Origin of the sequence: Pedobacter cryoconitis, assembly GCF_014207135.1 — a bacterium.
Classification (GTDB): Bacteria; Bacteroidota; Bacteroidia; order Sphingobacteriales; family Sphingobacteriaceae; genus Pedobacter; species Pedobacter cryoconitis_D.
On record NZ_JACHCC010000006.1, the window covers coordinates 1 to 15,776 of the forward strand.

The 15,776-nt window shown below is 40.4% G+C and carries 13 protein-coding genes and 2 tRNA genes; 9 read left to right on the forward strand and 6 right to left on the reverse strand.

All coding sequences use genetic code 11. From position 1 onward, the window contains the following. A partial coding sequence (locus tag HDF25_RS11700; protein ID WP_184624956.1) for an IS3 family transposase occupies nucleotides 1–717 on the forward strand: 717 nt, incomplete at its 5' end. Nucleotides 718–1,003: 286 nt separating this feature from the next. Here the strand turns inward: HDF25_RS11700 and HDF25_RS11705 are convergent. The 4 genes from HDF25_RS11705 to HDF25_RS11720 all read right to left on the reverse strand — a co-directional run bounded on the left by HDF25_RS11705 (nucleotide 1,004) and on the right by HDF25_RS11720 (nucleotide 2,417). Beyond that, nucleotides 1,004–1,078, reverse strand: a tRNA-Val gene (locus tag HDF25_RS11705). Between the two features lie 81 nt (nucleotides 1,079–1,159). Continuing rightward, a tRNA-Val gene (locus tag HDF25_RS11710) sits at nucleotides 1,160–1,234 on the reverse strand. A 108-nt stretch (nucleotides 1,235–1,342) separates the two neighbouring features. Continuing rightward, nucleotides 1,343–2,068, reverse strand: coding sequence for a DNA repair protein RecO (recO, locus tag HDF25_RS11715; RefSeq protein ID WP_184624957.1), 726 nt, complete (start codon nucleotides 2,066–2,068; stop codon nucleotides 1,343–1,345). Nucleotide 2,069: 1 nt separating this feature from the next. Continuing rightward, the gene (locus HDF25_RS11720; protein WP_184624958.1) at nucleotides 2,070–2,417 is read right to left on the reverse strand and encodes a diacylglycerol kinase family protein; all 348 of its coding nucleotides are present in this window, start codon (nucleotides 2,415–2,417) and stop codon (nucleotides 2,070–2,072) included. Between the two features lie 177 nt (nucleotides 2,418–2,594). On the opposite strand from HDF25_RS11720, the gene HDF25_RS11725 reads away from it, so the two are divergent. The 6 genes from HDF25_RS11725 (at nucleotide 2,595) to HDF25_RS11750 (ending at nucleotide 9,322) form a co-directional block, all read left to right on the forward strand. After that, nucleotides 2,595–4,007: a sugar MFS transporter gene (locus tag HDF25_RS11725; RefSeq protein ID WP_184624959.1), complete on the forward strand. Its 1,413-nt coding sequence runs from the start codon at nucleotides 2,595–2,597 to the stop codon at nucleotides 4,005–4,007. A 79-nt stretch (nucleotides 4,008–4,086) separates the two neighbouring features. Next, the gene (gene rlmF, locus HDF25_RS11730; protein ID WP_184624960.1) at nucleotides 4,087–5,034 is read left to right on the forward strand and encodes a 23S rRNA (adenine(1618)-N(6))-methyltransferase RlmF; all 948 of its coding nucleotides are present in this window, start codon (nucleotides 4,087–4,089) and stop codon (nucleotides 5,032–5,034) included. Nucleotides 5,035–5,056: 22 nt separating this feature from the next. Then, nucleotides 5,057–6,199 carry a putative sensor domain DACNV-containing protein gene (locus HDF25_RS11735; RefSeq protein WP_184624961.1) on the forward strand — a complete coding sequence of 381 codons (1,143 nt, stop codon included), beginning with the start codon at nucleotides 5,057–5,059 and terminating at the stop codon, nucleotides 6,197–6,199. A gap of 633 nt (nucleotides 6,200–6,832) precedes the next feature. Then, nucleotides 6,833–7,168, forward strand: coding sequence for a PadR family transcriptional regulator (locus tag HDF25_RS11740; RefSeq protein WP_184624962.1), 336 nt, complete (start codon nucleotides 6,833–6,835; stop codon nucleotides 7,166–7,168). 10 nt (nucleotides 7,169–7,178) lie between these two features. Beyond that, nucleotides 7,179–8,768, forward strand: a complete 1,590-nt coding sequence (locus HDF25_RS11745; protein ID WP_184624963.1) for a PspC domain-containing protein — start codon at nucleotides 7,179–7,181, stop codon at nucleotides 8,766–8,768. 125 nt (nucleotides 8,769–8,893) lie between these two features. Beyond that, nucleotides 8,894–9,322 carry a CBS domain-containing protein gene (locus HDF25_RS11750; RefSeq protein WP_184624964.1) on the forward strand — a complete coding sequence of 143 codons (429 nt, stop codon included), beginning with the start codon at nucleotides 8,894–8,896 and terminating at the stop codon, nucleotides 9,320–9,322. Nucleotides 9,323–9,376: 54 nt separating this feature from the next. Here HDF25_RS11750 and HDF25_RS11755 read toward each other — a convergent pair whose 3' ends face one another. Continuing rightward, nucleotides 9,377–12,001, reverse strand: coding sequence for a carboxypeptidase regulatory-like domain-containing protein (locus HDF25_RS11755; RefSeq protein ID WP_260409363.1), 2,625 nt, complete (start codon nucleotides 11,999–12,001; stop codon nucleotides 9,377–9,379). A 263-nt stretch (nucleotides 12,002–12,264) separates the two neighbouring features. Beyond that, a complete protein-coding gene (locus HDF25_RS11760) occupies nucleotides 12,265–12,897 on the reverse strand; it encodes an NAD(P)H-dependent oxidoreductase (RefSeq protein ID WP_184624966.1) in 633 nt (210 codons plus the stop codon). A gap of 317 nt (nucleotides 12,898–13,214) precedes the next feature. Here HDF25_RS11760 and HDF25_RS11765 point away from each other — a divergent pair, with 317 nt between their 5' ends. Both HDF25_RS11765 and HDF25_RS11770 read left to right on the forward strand, forming a co-directional pair. Then, nucleotides 13,215–14,429, forward strand: a complete 1,215-nt coding sequence (locus HDF25_RS11765) for an OmpP1/FadL family transporter (RefSeq protein ID WP_184624967.1) — start codon at nucleotides 13,215–13,217, stop codon at nucleotides 14,427–14,429. 20 nt (nucleotides 14,430–14,449) lie between these two features. Further along, nucleotides 14,450–15,769 (forward strand): SGNH/GDSL hydrolase family protein, encoded by a 1,320-nt coding sequence (locus HDF25_RS11770; RefSeq protein WP_184624968.1) that lies wholly within the window; start codon nucleotides 14,450–14,452, stop codon nucleotides 15,767–15,769. Nucleotides 15,770–15,776: the final 7 nt, after the last annotated feature.

A 15,776-nucleotide genomic window follows, 5' to 3' on the forward strand; every position in this document is an offset into this window, starting at 1 on the left:
GGTTGTATTAAGCTTTACAAGGCACTCAATGCTGGTTTTTTACAAGGTCATGGTATCTCGATGGGTAGAGACGCAGTATTTGATCTGGTTCGTTCCCAGGACATGCTGATCAAGGGCAAGAGGAAATGGGTACGTACGACTAATTCCCATCATCGTTTTAAAGTGCATGCCGATCTTGTTCAGCGAAGAGCCGCTTTACAGGCTGAAGAAATATGGGTAAGCGATATCACCTATTTGCGTACAAGCACTTGTTTCCTTTATCTTTCATTGGTCACTGATGCGTATTCCAGGAAGATTGTAGGGTATCATCTTGCCAGTGATTTAAAGGCAATAGGTTGCATAAAAGCACTTAAATCCGCTTTAAAGGGGAGAGTATATCCTGAGAGGCCTTTAATCCACCACTCTGACAGAGGGACGCAGTATTGCTGTGATGATTACGTTGCTTTGCTTAAACAGAGCAATATACTGATCAGCATGACCCAATCAGGCAGCCCGTATGACAACGCAATTGCCGAGCGGGTCAATGGTATCTTAAAAATGGAACTCGAACTGGAAAAATCTTTTAAAAATATGGCTCAGGCAAAATCATTTGTGGAGCTGGGGATACACAAATACAATAATCTTAGATTGCATACCAGTTGTAATTTTCAAACCCCACAAAACACACATAAATGGGAGAATGTTAGCCCAAAAACACTCAGTATAGCAGTTAAGTAAACTCAATTCAGGAATATCCAAAATCATTGTAAACAACAAACAGGAATTAAAACTATCATTGTAAACACAAATCAGTAATTCACTTTTTACTGTAAACTTATCTCAGTATAGGACAAACTGGTTTGTATTCGTATTGTATTCGGGGTTGGAATAGGGTTGGTATAGCCATGAGCTATACCAACCCTATTCCAACCCCGAATACAATATAGAGCGTAATTCAACTCAAGTATAATGAAATCCCCTAAAAATGAAAAAGCCTTCAGATATTAATCTGAAGGCTTTTTAGTGGGAGATACTGGGTTCGAACCAGTGACCCCCTGCTTGTAAGGCAGGTGCTCTGAACCAGCTGAGCTAATCTCCCTTTGGTTCTGCCATTTGATAGAAGCCTGGCCGGCTTTGGTTAAATAAAAACCCCTCATTTGTACCTGAAGGGCTTATTTAGTGGGAGATACTGGGTTCGAACCAGTGACCCCCTGCTTGTAAGGCAGGTGCTCTGAACCAGCTGAGCTAATCTCCCCTTGATTCTACTCTTTTTGCCGTTAGGCTAGCTGAGTAAGCTGTTCCCCGTTGTTGGGAGTGCAAATATACACCTCTAAACTAAAACTCCAAAACTTTTTTAAAATATTTAAGATAAGATTTCTTCCAGAACCTGATGAGATTTTATTTCGCCAAAAGAAGCGGTGTGTAAGGTGTAGTATATCAGTATTTTATCAAGAAGTAGTCTTCTGGTAAGGTTGTCGATTTTTATTTCATTTAATTTTTCAAATGAGGTTGTGAAGAGTGTAATAAATAATCCGGCCGCAGTTTTTTCTATAAAATAAGGGTGTAACGGGGGCAATGATCTGAATTCTCCCTCCTGCAGATCGAAGTAACTCTGGTCACTTTTAGTCTGTGTACTGGGAGCAAAGCCCAGGAACCGGGATAGTTTTAATAAAAAAGCAAGATGGAAATTGGCATTGGCTGTCTCAGTTTCGTCAAACCACGAAACCGCATTGAAAATATAGTCAAAGATATTTTCGTCTGCATTTTGCTGGCGTATACTTTTATAAAGTACTTCATTCAGAAAAATAATGATTGTGCTTTTGATGATATCATAGGGGATACTGCGGAATACCGGTGAAGGTCTGAGCTCAGAGATACGTTGTATACTGGAGTTCGCTTTATGATAAACGACCATGTCAACCAGATGAAGAGCTTGCAGCATATTCATTCTGATTTTAGCTTTTGGCCTTTTTACACCATTGATCATGTATGACTGGATGCCGAATTTAGCCGTAAAGATTTGTACCACTACACTGCTTTCACTGTATAGTGTCGTTTTTAAAACTATCCCACGGGTTTTGTGGAGCATATCAGATGAGTTTGGGTATAAAGATAATCGCACCTATGAGCACTGCAATAAAAGCAGCTACAATTACAGCACCTGCTGCAACGTCTTTGACCCTTCCGGCTTTCTCATTGAAACCCGGAGATACCAGGTCAACCAGCAATTCGATGGCTGTGTTTAAAAGTTCGGCGACCAGTACCAGGCCTATGGCCAGTATGATCCATAACCATTCATGACCAGATAACTGAAAATACCAGCCTGCCAGACCAACAATCAGTACCGCAGTCAGATGAATCCTGAAATTCAATTGTGTTTTCACGGTATAAGCTATCCCGGATAACGCATAGCCAAAACTCTTAATTAATCTTCGCATATCAATGATGTAACTCCAAACTTATAAATAATTTAAACAGGCTCTTAGTTTTTATACCCTTCCAGACGCTTTTTTACCTAATCAACACAAATTTATGTTCAGAAGAAGGTTTATTTTCTTTTATTTGCTTATTCGATTTAGTTTCACAATTAATAAGTTCAGATAGCATAATTAAACATGGAGACCTCTATCCCGGTTAAAAAAAACAGTTCTATAATTCCATTGGTCACAATGACCCTTCTTTTCTTTATGTGGGGATTTATTACCTGCATGAATGATATTTTAATTCCGCATCTGAAGGTGCAGTTCCATTTAAATTTCCAGCAGTCTATGCTGGTGCAGTTTGCCTTTTTCGGGGCCTATTTTATTGGTTCTCTTATCTATTTCCTGATTTCCTATTATACAGGTGATCCGGTTAACAAAGTTGGGTATAAAAAAGGAATTATTGCTGGTGTATTACTTTCTGCGGTAGGTTGCTGTTTGTTTTATCCCGCTGCTACTTTATCCATTTATGGGGTCTTTCTGGCAGCTTTATTTGTACTTGGTTTAGGATTTACTATTCTTCAGATTACTGCTAATGCCTATGTCACCCTATTGGGGCCCGAAGAAAGTGCTTCGAGCCGTTTAAATCTTACACAGGCATTCAACTCATTCGGAACTACTATTGCACCAATCCTGGGTGGACATTTAATCTTCACTTTGTTTCTCGAAAAAGATGGAACAGCTTCGGCAGATTCTACTCGTATCCCTTATCTGATCTTTGCAGGTATCCTGGTGGTGCTGGCTTTGGTGATCAGCAGGATTAAACTACCGTCTTTCAGTAATGAAGAATCTGCTGAAAGAGGTTTGGGGGCTTTAAAGTTTCCTCAATTGAAAATGGGCGTTTTGGGTATCTTCTGCTACGTTGGGGCCGAAGTAGGGATTGGAAGTTTGCTGATTGCTTTTATGGAACAGCGTGATGTGACCAATCTGTCCGAGGTTGTCAGTAAAAATTATCTTGCCCTTTATTGGGGAGGTGCGATGATTGGACGGTTTTTAGGGGCAATTTCACTGAGCGAACTCCCAAAGGCAAAGAAAATGATTTATATGATACTGGCAGCAGCAGCGGTGTACCTGTTAGTATTCAGTATTGTGGATCTTACTTTCGCGCAAACCAGCTTCTTCATTGTATTTATCGTATTAAATATTATTGCATTTGTAATCGGTAAATCGGCACCTGCCCGTACACTGGTAATCTTTGCAGGTGTAAATATTGCCTTATTGCTGGTTTCTGTTTTCAGTAAAGGTAGTATGGCATTATATCCGATTTTAGGTATAGGTCTTTTCAATTCGATTATGTTTTCCAATATCTATACCCTGGCCATTTCAGGTTTAGGAAAATATGTAAGCCAGGGCTCATCTTTATTGGTTATGGCTATACTGGGCGGTGCTTTGCTCCCATTGGTTCAGGGAAGTCTGGCCGATGCATTCGGAATCCAGAATTCATTTTTCCTTCCGGCAGCCTGTTATTTATACATTTTAATTTTTGGTGTTTACTGTATGAAACGAATCCATGTGGCACATGACAAACCAGTAAGAACTAATCATTAACTGCATTTGACCAGGTAAATTCCCTTTTATCTGGTCAAATCTGTCATTTAACGCTTACCTTTGAGCTAAGCGTTAAATTATGTCTGTTGAAAAGCAAATCCTGCATCCCAGAAATCTACACCGTTCGAGGTATGATTTTCCACAATTAATAAACAGTTGTCCGCAACTGGAAACATTTGTGTTTTTGAATCCCTATGGAGATCTGTCTATAGATTTTTCCGACCCTCTGGCTGTAAAAACTCTTAATAAAGCATTGTTGATTCATTTTTATGGATTAAAAGACTGGGATATCCCTGAAGGTTATCTTTGCCCGCCAATTCCAGGCAGGGCTGATTATATCCATTACCTGGCAGATTTGCTGGCATCAGTGAATGAAGAAGTGATCCCGGAAGGTCATTCAGTTAAAGTACTGGATATTGGGGTAGGCGCAAACTGTGTTTATCCGATTATCGGACACCAGATCTATGGCTGGGCTTTTGTAGGTTCTGATGTGGATAAGCGGGCAATCAGTTCTGCGACAAATATCGCAGCTGTTAATCCCTCCTTGTCAAACGACTTAACTTTCAGACTGCAGAATGCTGCTTCAAATATATTCCGGGGAGTTGTAAAACCTGGGGAATTATTTGATCTCACTTTGTGTAACCCGCCTTTTCATACTTCTGCTGAAGAAGCACAGCAAGGCAGTCAGCGTAAGGTCCGTAATCTGGGCAAACAGAAGGGAAGGGAGGTTGTGTTGAATTTTGGAGGTCAAAATGCTGAATTGTGGTGTAAAGGAGGGGAAGTTGAATTTATCAGGAAAATGATAGAGGAAAGCACCCAGCTAGCAACACAATGTTGCTGGTTCACCAGTCTGGTTTCTAAAAGCGCTCATCTGTCCATGATTTACTATGCGTTGGAAAGAGCCGGAGCTAAAGGAGTGAAAACTGTTGAGATGGCACAGGGGCAAAAGCAAAGCCGTTTTGTAGCCTGGACCTTTTTATCTCCCGCAGAGCGGACAGAATGGAGCAGAAAGCGCTGGAAAAAATAATTTAATATCTTAACTTTAAGCCATGATCTATAAACCTACTTATCAGGCGGCACAAATCATCGCTCCTAAAGTTGAAGCTATTTTTGCACAGCACCTTGCTGCTGCCAGAGAAAGTGGTGAAGAAGATCTTGCGCCTTTGCCTTCAGCAGAGATTGTGGAGGCGATTATTGATGCTACCTTTTGGGCAAGTATCCGCAAGGAAGAAGGACATTCTCCAAAAATATCACTGGCTTTTTTGCCACCTGCCCAGGGCGGAAGTCCATTATTGTTTAAAAACAGGTTACCCCTTAACCCTACGATCCTGACCAAGATAGCTCCCGGTGTAGAACGCCCGGGCATTCATATCGGGATATGGCAGGAAGATGGCGAACTTTATATCTGGGGAACGACTACAAGTATTCCCAATTTCTGTTTTGTACTGGATGTTTCAGAACCGGCTTTATTGGTTATTAAACACCGCAGGATATATGGATTTGGTAAATTTACCAATATCGCGGTACTGAAAGGTGATCAGATCAAGATCGTTGATGTAAATAGTGCAAGACATCCCGATTGTCCGCCAATGTTACTTTCCCTGTTAGATCTGACCGCTCCTTCTTATTGGAACGATACGGTTAATGTGCTGATTCAGCTGGCAGTATCCATGCGTTCACATCAGCGTGGAGGGACACTGCTTGTAGTACCTAATGGTTCGAGAAACTGGCTGCAATCTATTATAAAACCGATTCAGTATGGTATTCAGCCTGCGTTTTGTGGTTTAGCCAATTTGTTGAAACAAGATAGAAAGCAGGCAAGCCAGATTTTCTGGCAGACAGTACTGAAAAGAGAGGTTGAACATCTGGCAGGGTTAACCGCTATTGATGGGGCTACCGTAATTAGTGATGACTATGAATTACTTGCCTTTGGGGCTAAAATCGGACGGGCAAAAGGGAAAGAGCTGATAGAAGAATTGTCATTTATTGAACCAATAGCTGGTGGCGGCGCGGTTGTCATGCATCCTGCAAAGGTTGGTGGTACACGTCACCTTTCTGCTGCGCAGTTTATACAGGATCAGAATGATGCTATTGCTCTGGTAGCTTCACAAGATGGTCATTTTACGATCTATTCCTGGTCTCCTGTACAGGAACGGGTGATGGCACACCGGATTGATACACTGTTGCTATAGAAAGGAATCAGGGCATAAAAAAAAGCGCCCACCCTGGTGAACGCTAAAAAATTAATATATTATTTAAGATTGTTTGTCTAAGAAAAGATAATTGCCCCAGCTATTACACCCAGGAACATGATAATCATAACGATTCTGTCAATGGTAATCCATTGTTTTTGAGTTAACGCTTTTTCTTGTCTCACGCGCTCTTGCCTGGCAAAGGTTGGAGATATTAGATTCAATTTAATTAACATAGCCGTCTTTTTAATTATCTGTTTGACTAAAACAAACCTTGCGCCAAAACCGGCGAATTATGTTAGAATGTTGATAATTATTTCTTTCTGTTGACCAAGTTTTTTTATTTTATAATAAAATGGCATTCCGAATACTCCGGATAAGCTATAAGTAGCTATCACTGTACTATTTAGCAAACATCCTCTGTCTTGAATTTTTACGGGTTTGTTCTTTTTAAAAGAGATTAACTTTTGGGTGGAAATTCATCTTTTCTGACACTTTATTCATCAAAATGAATGCTATATGTATTCTTTGTTGAAAATTATTGTGCTTTAAATCAGTGTGTTATCTCTGCGTTTTGATTTTATATAGTACTATGTATTGCATATTACTATATAAAACACATAACTTTGATTTATGATAGCAGAAAATACACAAACGCAAATGCGGAAGGGCATACTGGAATATTGTGTGCTCCTGATTATATCCCGGGGAGAGATTTATGCCTCAGATATTATTGCTGAATTAAAGTCGGCAAAATTACTGGTTGTGGAAGGGACACTTTATCCTTTATTGACCAGGCTGAAAAATAACGGGCTACTAAGCTACAACTGGGTAGAATCTACCTCAGGGCCGCCCCGTAAATATTATGTGCTGACGCCATTAGGAACCTCTATTTTATCTCAGTTAGATGGGACCTGGCAGGAATTATCATTTGCAATAACTCAATCAAAGAACCCAACCAAACTTTAACGCCCAGGTTATGAAAAAGACATTAAATATAAATATTGGTAATTCTATCATTCATATCGAAGAAGATGCCTGTGAATTACTGACCAATTACCTTATGGAGGTCAAACAACACTTTGGTAAAAGTGCTGACGATTTTGAAATTGTTACTGATATTGAAAACAGGATCGCAGAGATGTTTACCGAAATATTGCATACCCAGCAGAAACAGGTTATTGAACTGGCGGATGTTCAGGTAGTCATAGGGATGATGGGCTCTGTCAGGGATTTTGAAGAGCAATCGGATGAAGAGCCTTCGGTAGGATATTCAAATCCGTATGGTTCATCATTTGCGGAACGTAAGATCTACAGAGATACTGAAGAAGGAATGGTTGCGGGTGTCTGCTCGGGTCTGAGCCATTATCTGAAAATGGATGTTAGCATATTACGGATCGTTGCCGTACTGACTGTACTTTTAGGTGGCTCAGGACTGATTGCCTATCTGATTCTATGGATTGCTATACCCAGGGCTTTAACCAGGTCTGAAAAGATGTCAATGAAAGGAGAGGCTGTAAATTTACAAGGGTTTAAGAAAAATTTTGAAGAGGAATTATCCAATTTAAAGGAAAATCTTAGCCACGCTAATGAACACCTAAAGCCATTCGTTAAACATTCCGGGACTTTTATCACTGAATTTATTGCAGTTCTTGGCACTTTCCTACAGGGTACAGGAAAGGTTATTTTTAAGTTTATTGCAATCACGCTGATGCTGATCGGGTCGGTATGTTTACTGGCTGATTTCGTTGCGCTTGCAGCTGTTCTGGGGGTATGGTACTCCGGAGCTGCCCAGGTTTTTCCATTTAGCATTGTTAATGGTGCTTTTCTGACCCCTTTCGCCATTGCAGCTTTTATCACGATTGCTATTCCTTTACTGGGACTGGTGTTATTCTCTGTAAGAATCGCGTTTAACAGCCGTGCAACTAACAAAATGGTTTCCTATGGTTTATTACTCATCTGGTTATGTGCATTCTCTGTCAGCATTTTCTTTGTGGCTAAAGTTGGAGGCGAATTTAAGGAGCAAGCCAGTTTTACACAGAATCAGCCGCTGAAGGCTTATCCGGTATATACCCTGGAAATAGATAAATCTATGTTTTTCAGTAAAGAGGATAGTTTGCGTTACCGTTTGAATTCGGCTGATTATGTAGGGAAAATTATTCAGAAAAATTCGGATGGGTCATCATCTTTACCCAGGAATGTAAAGATCAGAATAGAGCCGGTTGAGGGTAATATACCGTCACTTACCGAATGTTACAGCTCACAGGGACGGGATTTTGCTACCGCCCTGAATCATGCAAAGAATATTGGTTATGATTTTATCCAGAAGGATTCCTTACTGAAATTCAGCCCGGAGATCCATTTAATGAAAAGAGCGAACTGGCGGGATCAGCGCATAGAACTGACTGTTAAACTTCCTGTAGGGACTAAAGTGAGCATGAACAAAAATCTTGATCGTTACATAAATGGATTTTCTCTGTGGGAGTGTGATGATGAAAATAACATGGATGATAGATACGTAGGAGTTATGACAGCTGAGGGCTTAAAATGTGCGACAGAACACAAATAAAAAACGGCATTCTCTAATTAGGAATTTTTTTAGTAAATTTAATAAGCTAACTCCTAACGTGTTATGAAGCTGACGTTGCTACTGCATAGGATAGTTTCATTACCATCTAAAACAAGTTTATACTGATGAAAACTGTAAAACAATTACTCGACACTAAATCAGCACAGATCTTTTCGGTTCCGGCAGATACATCTGTGCTGAATGCACTTAGCGTCATGATGGAAAAGAACATCAGCGCATTGCTTATCATGGAAGCCGGTCAGTTATTAGGAATATTTACTGAAAGGGATTATGCCCGTAAGATCATCCTGCAGGGAAGGTCTTCAGCTGATACGGAACTAAGGGAGGTGATGACAGCCAATTTATTGACTATTACTCCTGAAGACAGTCTTGAACATTGTATGAAAATAATGACTGATGACCACATCAGGCACTTACCGGTAATCGCAAACGCTCAGGTGGCGGGAATGGTCTCTATCGGAGACGTAGTTAAATTCATCATAGAAGATCAGAAACAAACGATCTCTCAATTGGAGGGGTATATTAATAGCTAAATTCAAAACACCTGTTTATTACACCTTTAAACGTGATAAACAGGTGTTTTGAATTTATTTAACAGTATACCGGTAAACATAACGGCCTACATTTCCGTTTGCATCCACACCTTCTATAACAGCTCTGTAGGTTCCTTTACCATCTGCATTATAGAATTCAAGTATGGTATCACCAGCAGCATTCGTTACTATTTTAGGGTTCCAGTAAATCGTTGATCTCAAATCATTTCCTGTATAGGAACTGGTTTGTGTCAAATATTTCGGTGCGTAAAATTCTCTGGTTTTTGTATAACCCTGTGGTGAGAATTTCAGCATATTGCTTTGAGGCATCATCTTTTTCAGATCGGCCAGGGTCATATTTGATTTAGGTGTCTTTTTAGTATTCACAACCAGGACACCATTACAGTTGTAGTTCTTGAAAACCAGACCCAGCTGATCTTTCAGGAAGATTTCAACAGATTCAACATCTGATGGCAATACACTGCTCAGGTTAATCGCATCCACTGCATTTCCATTGATAAATACCTGTACCGGGGTGCTCTTGTTACCCTGCATGTAGTCTCTGGTGATAAAGAATTTGTCTACGTCAAAAGTAAGCCCCATGGCCAGCGTTTTCAAACACATCAGCATATCATTACAGCCGGTGAAACGGTCACCGTCAATCTGGTGGTCAGGCTGCATGCTTAAACCAGTCAAGGCTGTGTAATCTGCATGACTTGGCTTTTTAACGGTTGCCCCGGTAATTTTTACTTCTTTAAGTGTACGCAGGTTGTTATACTGTTTTTTACTGTTATCCAGATAGGCAGATAAAGTACTGTCAATATTAACCACTTCCGTAGCCAGATTAGGATTGCTTGTTACCTCAGGCTGTGGAGGATTATCAAGCATAATCATCATATTGCTTCCTGCCGCATTATACTTGGCATTAATCAATAATTCTGCACCGTCTTCAAAAACGAGGTTCGGGAAAGCAAAAAGGCCTGAATTCGTAGTCAGGGTTTCGGCCGAGAGTGTTCTTCCAGGACTGGTCAGACGCAGCGCGCCTTTTCTTACCGGCATTCCTGTTCTGTCTCTCAGGATACCTGTTACACTTATTCCCTGCTCAGGGAGGAAGGTGTTTGCAGGAAATCTGCCAGCCATTATCTCTTTATAGGAGAAGCGGCGATAACCTTGCGTAAGCATGAGTATATCAAGTTCTGCACGTTTCTTCTCATCAGTTTTGACAAAATAGTAATTGGGACGTTCTACGAATCCCTGAAGATCAGAAGTTAGTAAAAGCGAGCTGAGAATGGTTGTCTCTGTAGTTTCATCCACAGGTACCTTTTGCTGATCGGTCACACTCAGAGAGAAATTTCCAACCAGGCGTTGTAATGAATCTTTGGCAGAAACGGTCATTCTTACTTTTTGCCTGGTTTTATAGGCAGGAAGATCAGTTTTTAGAGTCAGGTTCATCGCATTTTTATGCAATACGAAGACAAGACGTTCACTGATTGGCTCACCAGTAGCTGAGAAAAGAGTCAGCTGAATAATACCTGAAGGGAATTTATCAGTCGGGATTTTTGCTGCAGTAACCTGGGTAAGTATTTTTGAGTGTGCAGCATAGTACACCTGACCGGCATTCTGAGCTACTAAATAAACACTTTTGCCTTGATTCTGCTGGAAATAAGTATCGCTTGCTACAATTTTAAAAGTGATTTGCTGTGGATTTATAGTACTGGCCTGTACGGTGATACCAGTTTCAACTGCTTTAGGCAGGTCCACTACTTTTTTCGTTCCGTTATTGAAAGTGATATTTGCTTTATAAGTTTTACCTGCTTCAGCATTCAGATAAAAAGAACCCATCCCTAAATGAGCAGAATTAAAGGTCGTAATCTGATTACCCTCATTGTCCGTAATAGTTCCCTTCAGGTCAATTCCCAGCCCGTCCTGATTGATGGCTTTATAGGCAATCTGGGTAGGTATGCCCCTGACCAATTCGCCACCTTCTGGGAAAAACTGAATATCCGTGCTTGCTGGTTTAGGTTTCAGGACAAAAGAAGAATTGAGTACTTCCTGATTACCCATATTGAGTTCTGTAACCAGATCTCCTTTAGAGACAATCTGATTCTTACGTGGGGTAATGCTTATTTTCAAAACACCATTCTGGTCTGTAACCCCTTTTCCTTTGCCAACTACCTCGTAGTTTGAAGTCAGGCTCCAGCTGACCGGTTTATTGGCCAGAATAGCTTTATCAATGCTTTTATACTGTATCTGCGCATCTATAGTCTGAGTCTTGTCATTCTGTGAACTGTTGTAGCTTAAATGTGTAATCAGCTTCTTGTCTATAGCTTCTCCGATGGTGATCGTTTTGGTGAAAAAATAATTGGGGCTGGAATTAAACATCCATACCGTATAGGCACGTACATAGTAGTTGCCTTGTTTGAAGTTCACCATATCCAGTTCCAGGCTGCCGTAAGCAGAGCTGTTGGTTACTGGTAATTTCAAGGATTTAACCAGTGAATCCCGGCTGTTCATGATGTCTACATAAACTATTTTACTCAAGGGTGAGGGGATATTCTGTTCAAAAGTAAGGTAGGCTTTAAAGAACATGGTGTCAGCAACACTATAGTAAGGTTTATCAAAATGCAGATAAACTTTTTCTACAGGATGTTCTTCTGCGATGAGCTTCGATCTGCTCATTATTTTGTTTAAAATAGTAGTGTCCTGTTGGGCTGATGCCTGAAAACTTAGAGAAAAACAGAGTATAAATAATGCAAATGATAATTTTAAGTATTTCATGTATAGCTTATAATGCGGGATTAATCTTGCTAATATATTGAATTATACAGGAGCTTCCATATTTGAACCAAGCTTTAACATATTTTGACATTTAGAATGGGATTATCCCGAACAAAAAAGGGAGCCTGAAAACTCAGACTCCCTTTTAATTAAATATATGATGCTTAGTTATATTCAATAACGAATTCAGCAGATGGTGTACGAACTTTTTTCAGGTTCACCAACCAGTCTTCAGTTTCATTTCTGTAACCTAATGGTAATAACGTAACACTGCGAAGGCCTCTTTGTTTCAAGCCTAATAATTCATCCAGTTGTGCCGGGTTAAACCCTTCCATTGGTGTAGCATCTACTTTTAACAATGCAGCTTCTGCGATTGCCATTCCAAATCCGATATAAGCTTGTCTTGCGGCATGGTTAAAGTTAACTTCCTCAGTTCTTACAGTATAGTTTGCAGATAACTGAACTTCGTAATCTGAAGGAGTTTCGTCAGGAAGACCACGCTCATGGTTTGTACGGGCGAAAACAGATCTGATGTTTTCTTCAGTGTAGTTTTCCCAGGCTGCAAAGATCAGTAAGTGTGAAGAATCAACTATTTGCTGTTGTCCGAAAGCAATAGCTTGTATTTTAGCTTTTAATTCAGGATTAGTTACCACGATTACTTTAAATGGCTGAAGACCTGAAGAAGTTGGTGCAAGACGTGCAGCTTCAAGAATCTGGTCAACCTTAGCTTGTGGGACCTTTTCACCATTCATTTTTTTTGTTGCGTACCGCCATTTAAGCGCATCTATTAAACTCATAATTTTATTTATCTAGGATTAAAATGCTGTTACAACATCTAATTAATAACAGTGTTAGCAAATGTAGACATGTTATTTCTATTTGATGAAATAGCTGATACGTTTTGACTTTTGTATGATATTGAACTAAATGAATGAAAAGAAATCTGTCCTAAGATTTGGATAAGTTTTATTTATTTAGTAAAATCGTTAATTGTTATGCTTGCATAAAATAAATGAGCGAAATGCCAGGCTTATCAGATTCTTATAATCTATGAATGAGGTGTTAACATAAATTTTATAAAGCAGACCTAACATCAATTTAATACCAACCAAATATGAAAAAGATTCTACTAAGTTTTTTACTGGCGGTGCCTATTCTGGGCTACTCCCAATCCTATCAGGTTAACCTTCAGGGGCAAAAGCAGACCGCCATGGGTGGTGCGGGCACAGGAGTTGCTTTAGATGAGGCAGCTGTATTCTTTAATCCGGGGGCAGTCTCATTCCTGAAGCAAAATGGTGTTCAGGCCGGGGTTAGCCCTATTTTTCTGAAGGCAGCCTTTAGAGAGAACGGTTCAAATGTCACTGAATATACCAAAGATAAATTAGCTACCCCGGTAATGGGCTATGGCGTGTTTGGTTCGCCCGAAAGCAGACTTCGTTTTGGTTTGGGTATCTATACTCCATTTGGTGGTGCGGTGCACTGGGATCCGAACTGGACGGGTAAATATGCTGTAACTTCACTGGATCTTCAGGCTATCTATATTCAACCGACATTGAGTTATAAAATCACCGACCATATTGGTATTGGTGCAGGATTGGTTTATGCTTTAGGTAAAGTTGATTTAAAAAGAGCGGTTCCTATTACACTGAATGATGGTACGTCTTCTACTGCTGAACTTAAAGGAACTTCGGCTAATTTTGGCTGGAATGCTGGTATTTACGTAGAAACGATCTCAGGGGTGACCATCGGGGTAACTCACCGTTCACAGGTGACTGCAAAAGTTAAAGACGGAGATGCCATTTTTAATGTGCCAGATGCGTTGAAGAGTGGTTTCCCGACTAAATTCTCGGCAAACCTGCCTTTACCGGCAACTTCATCTATTGGTTTAGGTTTTCATCCTTCTGCAGCAACAGTAATTGCTGTGGATGCGAACTGGGTTCACTGGAGTACTTATAAGGTACTGGCTTTTGACTATAATAATAACTCGAGAATTCCAAATACTTCTTCTCCAAGGAACTATCATGATGGAGCTGCATTACGTGCGGGTATTCAAAACCAGACTACAAAACGTTTAGCTTTAAGAGCAGGTGCAGGTTATGCATTTACACCAGTAGGCAAAGGATATGTGACACCAGAGGTACCGGATGCTAATCGTCTGTTGCTGAGTGCGGGTCTTGGATACAAAGCCACGGACAGATTCAGTGTTGATTTATCATTCTTGTATGAAAAAGTTATGTCAAGAAATGAAACCAATATTGAAACAGGTTTAAGCGGAACTTTTAAAACAGTAGCTTATATCCCTGGCATTTCTTTATCCTATAAATGGTAATCACCTTTCAGCAAAACATTATGAACTCGAAATTTATATTTAGAAGTATTCTTGCAGTCGCTGTTGTTGCAACGGCCTCCTGCAAGCCCACATTAAAAGAAATTACCCCCTCTAAAGGGAGTGCTGACTTTACCCGCTACATTGCTGTCGGAAATTCTTTAACATCTGGTTATGCAGATGGTGGATTGTATCTGGATGGACAGCAAAATTCATTTCCATTAATGATAGCGACGCAGATGCAGACAGTCGGTGGCGGATCTTTCAGTACGCCATTTTTCACGGCTGCTCAGGCAGATGGTACTGGTCATAAAAAATTATCGGGTTTTACTCCGACAGGAGATCCGATCGTTACTGATGTCCCAGCTCAGGCTGTACGTGGCTCAATTACATTGCCTGGTTTTGGTACTGTTGCTCTTTTGACAAAATACACCGGAGACCTGAATAACTACGGTGTACCAGGAATCAGGTTAAACCAGATTACCTACGCGCCACTTGGAAACGTAAATCCTTATTTTGAACGTCTTTTACCAGGTAATTCACCAACAAATAATACGCCTTACCTTAATTTTGTAACTGCTAAACCTTTTACATTTTTCAGTATGTGGTTAGGTAATAACGATGTTTTACTTTACGCTACTGGTGGTGCTGATACACCATCTGATTTTCCTACCGACAAAGCTACTTTTACCGCATTGTATAATGCTGCTGCGAATGCTCTGGTAACTGGCGGAGCTGGTGGTACAGGAGCAAAAGGTGTGGTTGCAACTGTGCCTGATGTCTTAAGTACACCATATTTTACAACAGTTACCTTGCAGGCCCTGCTGACAGCTGTTCAGGCTGCTGCCCCAACTGTACAGGCTATCTTTATCAAAACTGGTGCAGGCGTGAGCAGACCGGCAACTACAGCTGATTATTTTCTGCTTCCGTTAAAAGCTGCGAATGTAATCGGAGTACCAAATGCTTCGGGCTACCCATATGGTCTTGATCCACGTAATCCGGTAGAAAGTAAATATGTACTGGATAAAGATGAAGCTGCTTCAATTGTTGATTATACAACTTCATACAATAATACAATCAGATCAGTAGCGGCGGCTAAAGGTCTGGCCTTGTTTGATGCGAATGCTTTATTCAAAAGTTATGCAGCTGGCAGAGTCGTAAACGGAGTAGCTGTTAATGCAAGTTACATAACCGGAAACCTGTTCTCTCTGGATGGGATCCACCTGACTCCGATGGGTTATGCAATTGTTGCCAATGAATTTATCAAATCTATCAATTCACAATACGGATCAAGTATTCCAACTGTAGATGTTACCAAATACAGAGGAGTGAAATTCCCTTAATCCTGTT

Coding starts and splice junctions, on each gene's coding strand:
- HDF25_RS11725 (WP_184624959.1), top strand. CDS start 2,595: ATGGAGACCTCTATCCCGGTTAAAAAAAACAGTTCTATAATTCCATTG.
- HDF25_RS11765 (WP_184624967.1), top strand. CDS start 13,215: ATGAAAAAGATTCTACTAAGTTTTTTACTGGCGGTGCCTATTCTGGGC.
- HDF25_RS11740 (WP_184624962.1), top strand. CDS start 6,833: ATGATAGCAGAAAATACACAAACGCAAATGCGGAAGGGCATACTGGAA.
- HDF25_RS11735 (WP_184624961.1), top strand. CDS start 5,057: ATGATCTATAAACCTACTTATCAGGCGGCACAAATCATCGCTCCTAAA.
- HDF25_RS11755 (WP_260409363.1), bottom strand. CDS start 12,001: ATGAGCAGATCGAAGCTCATCGCAGAAGAACATCCTGTAGAAAAAGTT.
- rlmF (WP_184624960.1), top strand. CDS start 4,087: ATGTCTGTTGAAAAGCAAATCCTGCATCCCAGAAATCTACACCGTTCG.
- HDF25_RS11745 (WP_184624963.1), top strand. CDS start 7,179: ATGAAAAAGACATTAAATATAAATATTGGTAATTCTATCATTCATATC.
- HDF25_RS11760 (WP_184624966.1), bottom strand. CDS start 12,897: ATGAGTTTAATAGATGCGCTTAAATGGCGGTACGCAACAAAAAAAATG.
- HDF25_RS11750 (WP_184624964.1), top strand. CDS start 8,894: ATGAAAACTGTAAAACAATTACTCGACACTAAATCAGCACAGATCTTT.
- HDF25_RS11770 (WP_184624968.1), top strand. CDS start 14,450: ATGAACTCGAAATTTATATTTAGAAGTATTCTTGCAGTCGCTGTTGTT.
- HDF25_RS11720 (WP_184624958.1), bottom strand. CDS start 2,417: ATGCGAAGATTAATTAAGAGTTTTGGCTATGCGTTATCCGGGATAGCT.
- recO (WP_184624957.1), bottom strand. CDS start 2,068: ATGCTCCACAAAACCCGTGGGATAGTTTTAAAAACGACACTATACAGT.